This window comes from Bacillus cereus group sp. Bc061 (assembly GCF_027715825.1).
Classification (GTDB): domain Bacteria; phylum Bacillota; class Bacilli; order Bacillales; family Bacillaceae_G; genus Bacillus_A; species Bacillus_A paranthracis.
Window position 1 is genome coordinate 43,103 of record NZ_JAQFTZ010000016.1, and the last position, 15,307, is coordinate 58,409.

Here is a 15,307-nt window from a genome sequence, read left to right on the forward strand (position 1 = left end):
TTATTTACCAATTTCGTTACGTTTACGATATACCTCATACATTAACAAACTTGCGGCCACTGAAGCATTTAAGGATGTAACTTTACCAACCATCGGTAAAGTAATTAAGAAATCACATTTTTCACCAATAATACGACTCATACCTTTTCCTTCACTTCCAATTACTAATCCAATTGGCATTTTACCATCTAAATTACGGTAATCCGTTTTTCCTTTTGCATCTGTACCAGCAATCCAAAGTCCACGTTCTTTTAATTCATCGATTGTACGAGATAAATTCGTTACACGTGCAACAGGAATATATTCAATTGCCCCAGTAGATGCTTTCGCAACTGATGCAGTAAGTCCCACAGCTCTTCTTTTCGGAATTATAATTCCATGAGCTCCTGTCGCGTCCGCAGTACGCATAATAGAACCGAGGTTATGCGGGTCTTCAATTTCATCTAAAATTAAGAAGAATGGATCTTCATTACGCTTCTCTGCTACTTTGAATAGATCTTCTAGCTCAGCATATTGATATGCGGCCACTTGAGCAATTACACCTTGATGGTTCCCCTCAACTAATTGATCTAACTTCTTTTTTGGTGCATGTTGCAAAATAATTTTATTTTCTTTCGCTAGTGCTAGTACAATTTGTACTTGTCCTTTGGCAGCACCTTCTGCAATCCAAATTTTATTAATATCTCTCCCTGATCGTAACGCTTCAATTACAGGGTTACGTCCGATAATATATTCACTACTCATGATGATGTGCCCCCTTCCTTTTCTTCTAGAACAGCAATTGCCTTATATACAATTTCGTCTAATCTTTCACGATTATTTAATAAGTGATGATAGCCAATTAACGCTTCAAAGGCTGTACTATGTCGATATGTTTGTACATCTGTATTTTTCGGAACAGTACCTGAATTTGCATTACGCCCTCTTCTTAGTACTGCCTCTTCTTCCTCAGTTAAAAACGCTGTCTCTAATAAATGATAAACAACTTTCGCCTGTGCTTTTGCCGAAACAAAGCTTGTCCCTAATCGATGCAACTGATTAGGACGAACCTTCCCTTTTTGAAGTAGGTGATAGCGGATATATTGTTCATATACCGCATCACCCATATATGCTAACGCTAAGCTGTTTAATTGCTTTGCATCAATCATTCTTATCCTCTTTTCCATCTTGTACCTTGAGCGGTATCTTCTAAAATAATATTACGATCTTTTAAATCATCACGAATTTGATCTGATAATGCAAAATCACGATTTTTACGAGCTTCAATACGTTTTTGAATAAGCGCTTCAATTTCTTCATCTAGTAACTCTTCTTGCGCTAATTCTAACCCTAGAATATCAAATAATGTTTCAAGTTGTTTTACGTATGCTTCAATTACCACTGTAGACGTATGTTCTTCCAGTAAATATTGATTTGCATGATTTGCTACATTATATAACTCAGTGATTGCATTGGCAGTATTGAAGTCATCATTCATCGCTTCTTCAAATGCAGTTTGGAATTTTTTCAGGTCAGCTAACCACTTCTCATCATGATCTGTTAAATCCGTACTACTTTCCATACGGTGTTTTAAATTACCGTAAGCTGTTTTAATTCTTTCCAGTCCGTTATTTGTGCTTCGTAATAACTCTTCACTGAAATTAATTGGGTGACGGTAGTGTACTGATAGCATAAAGAATCTAATTAACTGCGGATCATATTGCTTAATGATATCGTGAACTAAAATGAAGTTCCCAAGTGACTTAGACATTTTCTCATTATTAATATTAATATATCCATTGTGCATCCAATAACGTGCAAATGTTTTTCCTGTTAACGCCTCAGACTGCGCGATTTCATTCTCGTGATGAGGAAATGCCAAGTCTTGACCACCAGCGTGAATATCAATTGTATCCCCTAAGTATTTACGCGCCATTGCCGAGCACTCGATATGCCAGCCTGGGCGACCTTGACCCCAAGGGCTTTCCCAGAAGATTTCTCCTTCTTTCGCAGCTTTCCATAGTGCAAAATCAAGAGGGTCTTGTTTCTTTTCTCCTACTTCAATACGCGCACCGTGACGTAAGTCCGCAATCGGTTGATGTGATAACTTACCGTACCCTTCGAATTCCTTCGTTCTAAAGTACACATCCCCTTCTGATTCATATGCATATCCTTTATTCACAAGTTCTTGAATAAATTCAATAATGATATCCATATTTTCTGTTACACGCGGATGAACTGTTGCATGTTTGCAACCTAGTGCCGTTACATCTTCAAAGTACGCTTCCACGAAACGGTCCGCAATTGTCGGCACATCTTCGCCTAACTCATTTGCCGCTTTAATTAATTTATCATCTACGTCAGTAAAGTTAGATACATACTGCACATCGTATCCTTTATATTCTAAATAACGGCGCACTGTATCAAATACCATAGGTGGTCTTGCGTTCCCGATGTGAATATAGTTATAAACTGTAGGTCCGCATACATACATCTTTACCTTATTTTCTTCTAATGGAATAAACTCTTCCTTTTGACGTGTTAACGTATTATAAATGTGAATAGTCATTTTTATCCTTCCTTTCTACCTTTACTTCAAGTTGTTTTTTCAATTTATCAAGTTCTACTTCCATGACCTTTAATTTATCAAAAATTGGGTCTGGAAGATCGGAATGATTCAATTCTTGACCAATCTTTACGCCATTTTGAATAACGACTCGGCCTGGTATACCTACAACTGTAGAATGTGCAGGGACTTCTTTTAATACGACAGAACCTGCTCCAATTTTAGAATTCTCTCCAACTGTAATAGAACCCAGTACTTTAGCACCTGTGGCAATTAATACATTATCCTGAATTGTAGGGTGCCTCTTTCCCTTTTCTTTACCCGTACCACCTAATGTAACTCCTTGATAGATCGTTACATTATCACCAATTTCGCACGTTTCTCCAATTACAACTCCCATTCCATGGTCAATGAAAAAACGACGACCAATTGTTGCTCCTGGATGAATCTCAATGCCAGTAAAGAAACGACTAACTTGTGAGATCCAACGTGCAATAAAGAAGAAATTCTTTTTATAAAAAGCATGTGCAATTCGATGGGCCCAAACTGCATGTAATCCAGAGTAAGTCAAAATGACTTCGAAATAACTTCTTGCCGCTGGATCCTGTTCAAAAACGACTTCAATATCTTCCCGAAGCCTCTTAAACATCGACGTTCCCTCCCCTTTATGGGCTGCTTTTTCGAGTGAACTAACTCCCTACTTATCCCCCTAAATCTTTATACACGTGGATAAAACTTATACTCATACCCAATTTTACGGTATAAAAAAAGGCGTCTCTGTCATATTGACAGAGACGCCTTATAAGCGCGGTTCCACTCTGTTTAGGCTAAAAAAAGCCTCAAACTCATCTCTGATAACGGTGTACACCGCTTCTGCTTACTTTACGTCCTAAGACGTTTCGCAAAACAATTTGCTGTTCAGCAGAAGACTCGAAGGGGCATTTCAAAAATCCGCTTATAAACCACTTCCAGCCTAAGGTGGTTCTCTCTGTAAAAAGCCTGATTTTCTACTTCTCCTTCTCGTCGCTTTTCCTTATTAGGTTTTAAGTATACTTATTATATTTCTAAACCTAGAAAATGTTAACCAATTACTTTTTGAAGACGATTTAAAACTTTTTCTTTTCCAAGAAGTGCAATAGCATTAGGAAGCTCTGGACCGTGTGTTTGACCAGTAGTTGCAACACGGATTGGCATAAATAAGTTTTTACCTTTATGACCTGTTTCCTTTTGAACTGCTTTAATAGCCGCCTTAATTGCTGCCGGTTCCATAGCTTCTAGTGCTTCTACTTGACCAGCAAATGCACGAAGTACTTCTGGTACTTGTTCACCTTTTAATACTTCTTGTCCTTCTTCTTCATAATCAACATGATCTTTGAAGAACATTTCAGAAAGCTCTACAATTTCAGCTCCAAAGCTCATTTGTTCATGATATAACGCAATTACATCACGAATCCAAGCTTGTTCTTGTTCACTTAAAGTTTCACCTATACGTCCAGCCTTCACTAAATGCGGTAAGCTTAATTCTACCACCGTATCTAAATCTTGCTTTTTCATATATTGGTTGTTCATCCATTTTAGTTTTTGAGAATCAAATAATGCAGGTGATTTTGATAAACGAGCTGCATCAAACATTTTGATAAACTCTTCTTGAGAGAAGATTTCTTCTTCTCCTACTGGCGACCAACCTAGTAGTGCAATAAAGTTAAAGATTGCTTCTGGAAGATATCCAAGCTCTTTATATTGCTCAATAAATTGAATAATAGATTCATCACGCTTACTTAATTTTTTACGGCTTTCATTTACAATTAAAGTCATATGACCGAATTGCGGAATATCCCAACCGAAAGCTTCATAAATCATCATTTGTTTTGGCGTGTTTGAAATATGGTCATCACCACGAAGTACGTGTGTAATTTCCATTAAGTGATCATCTACTGCTACTGCAAAGTTATAAGTTGGAATTCCATCTTTTTTCACGATAACGAAATCACCGAAATCATTTGAATGGAATGCAACTTCATCTTTTACAATATCTTTAAATGTGTAATCACGGTCAGCCGGTACGCGGAAACGAATACTTGGAATACGTCCCTCAGCTTCAAATTCTTTCACTTGCGCTTCAGTTAAATCACGGTGGTTACCTGCGTAACGAGGTGTTTCACCACGAGCAATTTGCCCTTCGCGTTCTGCTTCTAGCTCTTCTTCTGTCATATAACATTTGTAAGCTAAACCACGCTCTAATAAATCTTCATATAACTTTTTATAAATATCTAAACGCTCTGTTTGACGATATGGTCCAAATTCACCACCAACATCAACACCTTCATCCCAGTCCATACCGAGCCATTTCAAGTATTTTAATTGGCTTTCTTCTCCACCAGCAACATTACGTTTTACATCAGTATCTTCAATACGAATAATAAACTTACCATCTTGATGACGAGCAAATAAATAATTAAATAATGCCGTACGCGCATTTCCGATATGTAAGTGTCCTGTTGGACTTGGCGCATAGCGCACTCTCACTTGCTTTTCCATAATTGGTACACCTTCCATTCTTAATGTCAACACATTCTATAATTGTACACCAAAAAAATGTGATTATCCATCTTACGAATTAAAAACCATTATTTTTTCTGTAATAAAACAACTGCTTGAGAAGCAATTCCTTCTTCTCTACCTGTAAATCCTAATTTTTCTGTTGTTGTTGCCTTTACATTGATATTATCGATAGACGTTTCTAATAGCTCACTAATGCGTTTGCGCATACTTTCAATATGTGGTGCCATTTTTGGCTTTTGAGCAATAATTGTACAATCTAAATTCCCTAATTCATAACCTTGTTCACGCACAAACTCCCAAACCTTTTGCAATAATACAGCTGAATCAGCATCTTTAAAGGCAGGGTCTGTATCAGGAAAATGTTTCCCAATATCTCCTGCTGCAATTGCACCTAAACACGCATCCGCGATTGTATGTAACAATACATCTGCATCAGAGTGACCGATTAATCCTTTCTCATGTGGAATTGTAATTCCGCCAATAATTAACGGTCTACCTTCCGCGAATTCATGCACATCAAAACCTTGTCCAATTCGAAACATTTTTTACATCCTCCTCGAGCTAAACTACTGAGCTTTATGATTCTATATTATATCGCTATCCTTATAAAGAAAAGCCCGGCCTTTGCCGAGCTTCTCTTCGCTATAATCATTGCTATCATTTCTTTTGAACGTGAAGAAAACTTTCAGCAATTAGTAAATCCTCTGGGGTCGTCACTTTAATATTATAGTAACTCCCCTCTACTACACCTACTTGCTTCCCGATACGTTCTACGAGACTTGCATCATCTGTACCAAGGAAACAACTCTGCTTCGCACTTCTATGAGCTTCTAACAAAAGAGAAACAGAGAACCCTTGCGGTGTTTGAACAGCTTTAAGTTGAGATCTTTCTACCGTTTCGACAACAACACCCTGCTCTACTTTCTTAACAGTATCTTTCACTGGCACCGCACAAATGGAAGCTCCATATTTTTCTGCTGCAGTTAATACATCTTGGATCACTTTATTCGTTACGAACGGGCGCGCACCGTCATGTACAAGAACATACTCAACATCACTCGTATGCTGAATCGCATTATATACACTATCTTGTCTTTCAGCTCCACCTTGAATAAATTGTACTGGCTTTGCAACCGGATACTTTTGCATTAACTCTTCAAAATACGGACGCTCTTCTTCGTTAATTGCCATAATAATATTTTTACATGCTTTATCCTGTTCGAAAGCACGTAACGTATGCACAATAATCGGTACTTCATTAATAAGTAAGAACAACTTATTTTTGCCAGCACCCATCCGCTTTCCTTGACCAGCTGCTGGAATAATTAATGTATACATATTAATAATCCTCTACTTATAATGCTTTTTCTAATAATTTACGTTTGGCAAAAATCATGCGCCCAGCCGACGTTTGTAACACACTCGTAACGAGTACATCGAGTTGTGAGCCTACATATTCTCTACCATCTTCTACTACAATCATCGTGCCGTCATCTAAATATGCTACACCTTGATTTTGTTCTTTTCCATCTTTTACAACATACACACTTAATTCTTCACCTGGGAGTACAACAGGTTTAATTGCATTAGCTAAATCATTAATGTTTAACACCGTTACCCCTTGTAATTCAGAGACTTTGTTTAAGTTGAAGTCATTCGTTACTACCGTTCCACCAGTGATTTTCGCCAACTTTACAAGTTTGCTATCCACTTCCTGAATATCATCGAAATCGCCTTCATAAATTTCTACCGGGATCGGCATCTCTTTTTGAATACGATTTAAAATATCTAATCCTCTGCGACCACGATTACGTTTTAAAGCATCAGAAGAATCGGCAATGTGCTGAAGTTCTTCTAACACGAATTGCGGAATGACAATTGTTCCTTCTAAAAACTTTGTTTGGCAAATATCAGCAATACGTCCATCGATAATTACACTTGTATCGAGAATTTTCCAATGCGCTAAAGATTCTTCTACCTCATTTTCTGGTTCTTCATTCTCACTATTATTATTTTTCTTCTTCCCACGTTGTGGTAATGTAAATAATCCTAGCAATTCATTCCTCTTTTTAAACCCTACTTGGAATCCTAAATATCCTAGTAAAAGAGTAAAGAACACTTGCAACACTGTACTAATAACTGGAATTGTAAATTCACGAATTGGTATTAAAATTAAATACGCAACAATAAGCCCAGAGATTAAACCTAATGTACCAAACAAAACATCTGCTACAGGCGCTTTTACAAGAGCCTCTTCAATATGCTTAATAAGTTGAACAATATAATCTACAAGCCAAAATGTTGTTAAAAATAAAATAATTGCACCAATAATTGCACGAACATACGATCCTTCCAATAAAGGAACGGCACCGATGTCTAATACATTAATAACTTTTGGGATTAAGTAAATCCCTAACGCTCCCCCGATTACTAAAAAGAAGAGCTGTACAATCCGTTTTAACATCCAACCACCTCCTACTCATTATTAACCATTGTTTCGCTAATCAAAACGCCGAATGCAAAAGCGGACGTGTTTTTTTATAAATAGTTTTATTTACCAATATATCATATCATATACCAAAAATGTTCTAGTGTCGTTATATTATGGAATCAATGTAATATTCTTAATTGTGTCTACTCATATAGAGATGCTCTTGAATTCTTTTTAGGCCTTCTCGTATTTTCTTCGCCCTGACTTCTCCAATTCCTTCCACATCATCTAATTCATTAATAGTTGCACGACAAACACCTTGCAAAGTTTTAAATCGATTAATTAAATTTTCAATGATAAGTGGTGGAACACGCGAAATTTTGCTTGTGATTCGGTATCCTCTCGGCGTCACACTTTCTTCTAAACTCGTTTGTCCTGGGTATCCAAGCAATTTAACTAAATCACTGTCCTCTAGAAGTTGTGTATTCGCAAGTTCTTGTAACTTTTTCAAAATTTGATGATGGTCTTGTGTTTTTTCTTGATAGTAATCTTTAATTAATAGCGCTGCCTCTGCTTCTAAGTCGGCTAATAGTTCCGTAAGTTGTAAACGAATTAACCTACCTTCTGTTCCCAATTCATGAATATAGCTCAATATTTCATTTTTAATACGTAGTACCATTTCAACACTATGTAAAACATGGACTACCTCGGACATTGTAACAACCTCTTCAAATTCTAGAATGCCCAAATTCGTAATCCCATCATTCCATACAGCCTTATATTTTTCTAACGTTTGGATAGCTTGATTCGCCTTTGTTAAAATAACGCCTATATCTTTTAGTGTATAACGTAAATTCCCTTGATATAGCGTAATTACGTTACGTCTTTGTGAAATAGCCACAACAAGGCTGCCTGTCTGCTTTGCTACACGCTCCGCCGTTCGGTGGCGCATACCTGTCTCAATAGAGTCAATAGATGACTCTGGAACTAACTGTGCGTTCGAAATCAAAATTTTACTTCCCGTTTCATTTAAAATAAGTGCCCCATCCATTTTTGCTAATTCATATAAACTAGCTGGAGAGAATGCACAATTAATATGAAAACCTCCATCAACAATACTTTTAATCTGCTCATTATATCCAAGAACAATTAATCCCCCTGTTTGTGCGCGAAGTACATTATCTATCCCTTCGCGCAGTGGTGTTCCCGGGGCCACAAGTTGTAAAATATTAATCATACTTTTGACACGTTGCTTGTTTTCTTCCATAGCCTAGCCTCCTAATGTCAAACGAAGTGCTTCTCCTAAATTAGATACACCAACTACCTCAATCCCATCTGGAATTGTCCATCCTCCCAAATTTTTTCTAGGAATAATAGCGCGTTGAAATCCTAATTTAGCTGCTTCTTGTACACGTTGTTCAATTCTTGATACTCTTCTTATTTCTCCAGTTAATCCTACTTCTCCTATTACTGCATCGGTTGGTGCCGTAGATTTATCTCTAAAACTTGAAGCTATACTTAAAGCGACAGCTAAATCAATTGCTGGTTCATCTAACTTCAAACCACCTGCTACTTTTAAATATGCATCCTGATTTTGCAATAATAAGCCTGTTCTTTTTTCTAGCACTGCCATAATAAGCGATACACGGTTATGATCAATTCCCGTTGCCATTCTTCGAGGGTTTCCAAAACTAGTAGGGGAAATTAATGCTTGTATTTCTACTAAAACTGGTCTTGTTCCTTCCATTGAGGCAACCACTGTTGATCCTGCAACCCCAACTGGTCTTTCCTCAAGAAAAATTTCAGAAGGGTTTAATACTTCTGCAAGGCCAAGCTCTTTCATTTCAAAAATACCCATTTCATTCGTAGAACCAAAACGATTCTTTACTGCTCGCAAAATGCGGTATGTATGATGACGGTCTCCTTCAAAGTAAAGAACTGCATCGACCATATGTTCTAACATACGAGGTCCTGCAATCGCTCCCTCTTTTGTCACATGTCCAACGATAAAAATAGGGATTCCTTTCGTTTTTGCAAGTTTCATTAATTCCGCTGTACATTCACGAACTTGTGCCACACTTCCCGGTGCTGATGTTACTTCAGGTAGATGTATTGTTTGAATAGAATCAATAACAACAAAGGCTGGGTTCACCTCTTCAATATGTGTTGCAATTCGCTGTAAGTCCGTCTCTGATACAACAAATAGATTACTACCATTTACATGTAAACGATCCGCACGCAGTTTAATCTGTTTTGCTGATTCTTCACCCGATATATATAGGACATCATATGAAGAATCCGCTAATTGTGATGATATTTGTAATAGTAACGTTGATTTTCCAATCCCGGGGTCTCCACCAATCAGTACTAAGGATCCATCTACAATCCCGCCACCAAGTACACGGTTAAATTCTTGAAATTTTGTTTCAATACGCGCCTCAGACTTTGTTTCCACTTCTGTTAGACGTCTTGGTTTTGTTACTTCTGTTTGAATTGCATTCGCATAATTAAGGCGCCTTGATGATACAACCGGTTCCATCTCTTCAACAAGCGTATTCCATTGACCACATCCAGGGCATTTCCCCATATATTTTGGTGACTGATACCCACACTCTTGACATGTGAATTTTGTTTTCTTTTTAGCCATATCGTTTTATATCTCACTTCACTTTCATCTATAAACAATTTATCCTTATCGTACAAGAAAGAGGGCTATCTCGTAGCCCTCTTAGTTTGTCTATACTTATTTTACCTTTTCAGCACTATGAATGACAAATGATTCTCCTTCAACATCAAAGATAACTTTTTGTCCTTTCTCAATAGCACCTTTTAAAAGTTCTTCCGATAGTCTATCTTCTACATGTTTCTGAATTGCTCTACGAAGCGGACGAGCACCGTACTCTCGGTCAAACCCTTTATCAGCAATAGCCGAAATCGCTCCTTCTGTTAAATGCAATTCAATTTCTTGCTCTTTTAAGCGATTTACTAACTGATTTACCATAAGTGTTACAATCTCTTGAATATGTTTTTTCTCAAGCATATGGAACACGATAATTTCATCAATACGGTTTAAGAATTCTGGACGGAATGCCTTTTTCAGTTCATCCATTACTTTACCTTTCATATCTGAATAATCGCGGCTCTCATCTTGTACGTTAAATCCAAGATGTTTATTACGTTTTAACGCTTCTGCACCAACGTTAGATGTCATAATAACAATTGTATTACGGAAATCAACTGTACGCCCTTTAGAATCTGTTAAGCGACCATCTTCTAATACTTGTAGTAAAATGTTAAACACATCAGGATGAGCTTTCTCTACTTCATCTAATAAGACAACTGAATATGGCTTACGGCGAACCTTTTCTGTTAATTGTCCACCTTCTTCATATCCAACATATCCTGGAGGAGATCCAACTAAACGAGAAGTAGAATGCTTCTCCATGTACTCAGACATATCGATGCGAATCATTGCATCCTCATCACCGAACATAGATTCTGCCAACGCTCTTGCTAGCTCCGTTTTACCTACACCTGTTGGTCCTAAGAAAATAAATGAACCAATCGGACGTTTCGGATCTTTCAAACCTGCTCTAGCACGACGAACAGCTTTCGCCACAGCTACTACCGCTTCATCTTGACCAATAACACGATCGTGAAGAATCGATTCTAAGTTTAATAATTTATCAGTCTCTGTTTGTGCAAGCTTAGAAACCGGGATACGAGTCCACGTAGAAACAACATTTGCAATATCTTCTACTGTCACTTCTGAGTTTTCTTTTCCTTGTTGCTCTTTCCATTGACGCTTCGTATCTTCTAACTTCTCACGTAAACGTTGTTCCATATCACGTAAGGAAGCAGCTTTTTCAAACTCTTGACTTTGTACAGCTGCATCTTTTTCTTTTCTAATTTCCTCAAGCTTCACTTCAAGCTCTTTTAGATTTGGTGGTGTTGTATAAGAGCGTAAGCGAACCTTTGAAGCAGCTTCATCAATTAAATCAATTGCTTTATCTGGTAAGAAACGATCTGTAATATAACGATCTGAAAGCTTTACAGCTGCATCAATTGCATCATCTGTAATAGATACGCGGTGATGTGCCTCATAACGATCGCGTAAACCTTTCAAAATTTGAGTTGATTCATCTAAACTTGGCTCATCAACGTGAATTGGTTGGAAACGTCTCTCTAAAGCTGCATCTTTTTCAATATATTTGCGATATTCATCTAACGTTGTCGCTCCAATACATTGTAATTCCCCACGAGCTAAAGATGGTTTTAAAATGTTCGATGCGTCAATAGCACCTTCTGCTCCACCTGCACCAATTAATGTATGAAGTTCATCAATAAATAGAATGATATTTCCTGCTTGGCGGATTTCATCCATTACTTTCTTCAAACGGTCTTCAAATTCACCACGGTATTTCGTTCCGGCTACCACTGTACCCATATCTAGTGTCATAACACGCTTATCTCTTAAAGTTTCAGGAACTTCATTATTTACGATTTGTTGTGCTAATCCTTCTGCAATTGCCGTTTTACCTACACCAGGCTCCCCAATTAATACAGGATTGTTTTTCGTTCTACGGCTTAAAACTTCAATTACACGTTGAATTTCTTTACCACGTCCAATAACAGGGTCTAAACGATTTTCACGTGCAACAACTGTTAAATCACGTGCTAAGCTATCAAGTGTTGGTGTATTTGCATTTGTTGAAGAACCACCTTGATGACCTGAACTTGCTTCATTACTTCCAAGAAGTTGCAATACTTGTTGTCTTGCCTTATTTAAGCTAACACCTAAGTTATTTAAAACACGTGCTGCTACCCCTTCACCCTCGCGGATTAAACCAAGTAAAATATGTTCTGTTCCAACGTAAGAATGACCTAATTTACGAGCTTCATCCATAGACAGCTCAATAACCTTTTTAGCACGCGGTGTATAATGTACGGTTTGAGAAGCTTCTGTTCCGCGTCCAATTAACGCTTCTACTTCTTTTTGAACTTTCTCCGGGCTTAATCCAAGAGCAATCAACGCTTTTGCTGCAATTCCTTCACCTTCGCGTACAAGCCCAAGTAAAATATGTTCTGTTCCAATATTGTTATGCCCAATACGAATCGCTTCCTCTTGAGATAAAGCTAATACTTTCTGTGCTCTTTCTGTAAATCTTCCAAACATCATAGAAATCGCCTCCTACTTGCGCTTAGTTTTTTTCAATACGTAATCGCTCACGGATTAAGGTTGCTCTTCGATAATCTCTTTCTTCTGGCCCTAAAGGTCCTCCCGCATATTGTTGTAAAATGCCTGGTTGTGTAAGAACCATTAGCTCAGTCAAAATATTTCTCGATATACCTTTTATATATCCTAAATCAATACCAAGTCGTAAATCTGATAAGCAATTGGCTGCTTCCGCAGATTGAATTAAACGACTGTTGGCTAGTATGCCATAAGAGCGATAAACTTTATCTTCAAGCTCAATACTTGAATTTTGTACAATTAATTCTCTAGCCATCTTTTCTTGCTGTATGATTTGTTGAATGACACTCTTTAAATCTGCAATAATATCTTCTTCAGATTTTCCTAGCGTCATTTGGTTTGACACTTGAAATATATTACCTAACGCTTCGCTACCTTCACCGTATATTCCTCTTACTACTAACCCTAATTTTTGAATTACTTGTATAATACGGCTAATTCTTTTCGTTAAAACGAGCCCTGGTAAATGGATCATTACGGAAGCCCTAAGTCCTGTACCAACGTTAGTAGGGCAGCTCGTAATATATCCAAGTGATTCATCAAAAGCATATTCAACCTCTTTCTCAATCCAATTATCTATTTGATTAGCACTTTGAAGTGCCTCTGATAACTGCAATCCTGAAAATAAGCACTGAATCCGAATATGGTCTTCTTCATTCAGCATAACACTAATATGTTCGTTTTCTGACAATAGACACGCTCCATATTCTGTTCCTGCAAGGTTGGGACTAATTAAATGCTTTTCAACTAATACTCTCCTTTGAAGAGGCGTTAATTCATTCATTTTTAATAGTTCAAACTCTCCAAAAGGTTCTACTGTTTTATTTATAAATTCCTTTTTAAATAATTCTTGAATCTGTTTAGCTTCTTCTTCGTTTTGCATAGTAGAGAATTGATATTTTTTAAAATTACGAGCCAAACGAATTCGACTACTTAAAACAATATCAGAATCAGGGCCATCTCCCTTCATCCATGGACTAATCGCTTCATTCATAATTTTGTCCAGTGACATAGAACTATTCCCCCTCTCTATGCTCACTAAGCTGAGTTTCAAGATTTCTAATTTTATCCCTTACTCCAGCAGCTTTCTCAAATTCCTCTTTCTGTACGTATTGTTTCAGAATGAGTTTTAGTTCATCTAATTCTTTCTTTAAGTGAATATTTCCTTCTATACGCTTCGGAATTTTTCCACAATGATCTGTATGCCCGCCGTGAAGACGTTTTAATAACGGCTTTAAATGTTCCTTAAATGTATCGTAACAAGAAGCACATCCAAAGCGTCCTACCTTTGTAAGTTGCTCATATGTCATTTTACAATTTGGACATCTTAATATATTTGTGTTCGAAAATCCGCTTTTTTCTTCTTCAAACATTGTTGATTCACCGTGTAATAACCCAGCAAATAAATCATGGAATGAAAAGTTAGACTGCGATGATTGAAAGAAAGACGTATAGCCACTTTGTTCTGCACATTGCTCACAAAGATGAACTTCCGCCTTCTTTTCGTTAATTACTTTTGTATAATGTAAAGTTGCTGGTCTTATATTACAGTTTTGACAAGTCATCACTATCCCCACCTTTACAACAGGAACGATCTATCTCATAGTACTTTTCATACATTACTAGACTGTTCACTTTCCTTTATTCGTTTACATAAAAGTGCGTGTTCTTTTTTCAAAACTTCTACAATATTTAACTGCCTTATCTTTTAGTTATTATTCTTTTACAAAAGCTGTATTTATTTATATTTCAGTGTTCTTAACATTGCGCATAATATTCGAGCCCTAAGTTCATCTCGAGAAGGAACATCCATTGATAATACAGAACGATCTAGTACGCTTAACATAAGTTTAGCTTCACGATTCGTTATGATTCCCTCTTCTATTAAACGTATAATCATACTCTCTGCATTTCCTTGCGCAACGCTATGATCAATCATATGAAGCATTTGATCAATAATGTCTATATCGTCATGCAGTTTGACTTTTATAATGCGAATGTAACCTCCTCCACCACGTTTACTTTCTACTACAAATCCTCTTTCTAACGTAAAACGGGTATTGATCACATAATTGATTTGAGATGGTACGCACTCGAATCGATCCGCAATCTCATTTCTCTTGATTTCAATCACATTATTATTACTTAAGTCAATAACTTGCTTTAGATATTGCTCAATGATATCAGATATATTTCTCATTTATCCGCCACCTTTATTGACTTTGACTATCTTTGACTTTAATTATATACGTATTAATAAAATTTGCAACTCTTTTGCTTATTTACTATCCTAGCCACATTCCCCTGTATTTAATCAAAATAATAATTATTTAAATACATTTTTTATTACTATGGATTATAAAAGAAAACACGAAAAAACACGAGTCATTTGACTCGTGCTTAGTTGCTTGGCGACGTCCTACTCTCACAGGGACAAGGTCCCAACTACCATCGGCGCTAGAGAGCTTAACTTCCGTGTTCGGTATGGGAACGGGTGTGACCTCTCTGCCATCAT

The 15,307-nt window shown here is 37.1% G+C and carries 14 protein-coding genes, 1 rRNA gene and 1 other annotated feature; all 15 genes read right to left on the reverse strand.

Annotated features, from left to right (window positions below):
* On the reverse strand, positions 1-744 hold the full coding sequence (gene rlmB / locus PDQ40_RS26735) for a 23S rRNA (guanosine(2251)-2'-O)-methyltransferase RlmB (protein WP_000093759.1): 744 nt from the start codon (positions 742-744) through the stop codon (positions 1-3).
* Positions 741-1,148 (reverse strand): Mini-ribonuclease 3, encoded by a 408-nt coding sequence (locus tag PDQ40_RS26740; protein ID WP_000564261.1) that lies wholly within the window; start codon positions 1,146-1,148, stop codon positions 741-743. Before PDQ40_RS26740 ends, rlmB begins: the two co-directional genes overlap by 4 nt.
* Before the next feature lie 2 nt (positions 1,149-1,150).
* Positions 1,151-2,548 (reverse strand): cysteine--tRNA ligase, encoded by a 1,398-nt coding sequence (gene cysS, locus PDQ40_RS26745; RefSeq protein ID WP_000152257.1) that lies wholly within the window; start codon positions 2,546-2,548, stop codon positions 1,151-1,153.
* A complete protein-coding gene (cysE, locus tag PDQ40_RS26750) occupies positions 2,529-3,194 on the reverse strand; it encodes a serine O-acetyltransferase (RefSeq protein WP_000476500.1) in 666 nt (221 codons plus the stop codon). Before cysE ends, cysS begins: the two co-directional genes overlap by 20 nt.
* Before the next feature lie 138 nt (positions 3,195-3,332).
* Positions 3,333-3,578: a binding site (T-box leader), on the reverse strand.
* A gap of 47 nt (positions 3,579-3,625) precedes the next feature.
* Entirely contained in the window at positions 3,626-5,083 is a 1,458-nt protein-coding gene (gltX, locus tag PDQ40_RS26755; RefSeq protein WP_000415154.1) for a glutamate--tRNA ligase, read from the reverse strand.
* Between the two features lie 89 nt (positions 5,084-5,172).
* The gene (gene ispF, locus PDQ40_RS26760; protein ID WP_000488386.1) at positions 5,173-5,649 is read right to left on the reverse strand and encodes a 2-C-methyl-D-erythritol 2,4-cyclodiphosphate synthase; all 477 of its coding nucleotides are present in this window, start codon (positions 5,647-5,649) and stop codon (positions 5,173-5,175) included.
* Between the two features lie 115 nt (positions 5,650-5,764).
* The gene (gene ispD, locus PDQ40_RS26765) at positions 5,765-6,445 is read right to left on the reverse strand and encodes a 2-C-methyl-D-erythritol 4-phosphate cytidylyltransferase (protein WP_000288304.1); all 681 of its coding nucleotides are present in this window, start codon (positions 6,443-6,445) and stop codon (positions 5,765-5,767) included.
* Positions 6,446-6,461: 16 nt separating this feature from the next.
* Entirely contained in the window at positions 6,462-7,571 is a 1,110-nt protein-coding gene (locus PDQ40_RS26770) for a PIN/TRAM domain-containing protein (RefSeq protein ID WP_000919684.1), read from the reverse strand.
* Positions 7,572-7,731: 160 nt separating this feature from the next.
* Positions 7,732-8,805 (reverse strand): DNA integrity scanning diadenylate cyclase DisA, encoded by a 1,074-nt coding sequence (disA, locus tag PDQ40_RS26775; RefSeq protein WP_000392171.1) that lies wholly within the window; start codon positions 8,803-8,805, stop codon positions 7,732-7,734.
* A 3-nt stretch (positions 8,806-8,808) separates the two neighbouring features.
* Complete coding sequence (radA, locus tag PDQ40_RS26780; protein ID WP_001085212.1) at positions 8,809-10,185, reverse strand: DNA repair protein RadA; 1,377 nt, start codon at positions 10,183-10,185, stop codon at positions 8,809-8,811.
* Positions 10,186-10,281: 96 nt separating this feature from the next.
* Positions 10,282-12,717 (reverse strand): ATP-dependent protease ATP-binding subunit ClpC, encoded by a 2,436-nt coding sequence (gene clpC, locus PDQ40_RS26785; protein ID WP_000971179.1) that lies wholly within the window; start codon positions 12,715-12,717, stop codon positions 10,282-10,284.
* Positions 12,718-12,739: 22 nt separating this feature from the next.
* Entirely contained in the window at positions 12,740-13,804 is a 1,065-nt protein-coding gene (locus tag PDQ40_RS26790) for a protein arginine kinase (RefSeq protein ID WP_000050825.1), read from the reverse strand.
* Positions 13,805-13,808: 4 nt separating this feature from the next.
* On the reverse strand, positions 13,809-14,357 hold the full coding sequence (locus PDQ40_RS26795; RefSeq protein WP_000128382.1) for a UvrB/UvrC motif-containing protein: 549 nt from the start codon (positions 14,355-14,357) through the stop codon (positions 13,809-13,811).
* Between the two features lie 173 nt (positions 14,358-14,530).
* Positions 14,531-14,992 (reverse strand): transcriptional regulator CtsR, encoded by a 462-nt coding sequence (gene ctsR, locus PDQ40_RS26800; RefSeq protein ID WP_001244563.1) that lies wholly within the window; start codon positions 14,990-14,992, stop codon positions 14,531-14,533.
* Positions 14,993-15,198: 206 nt separating this feature from the next.
* Positions 15,199-15,307 (reverse strand): 5S ribosomal RNA (gene rrf / locus PDQ40_RS26805); the annotation flags it as partial.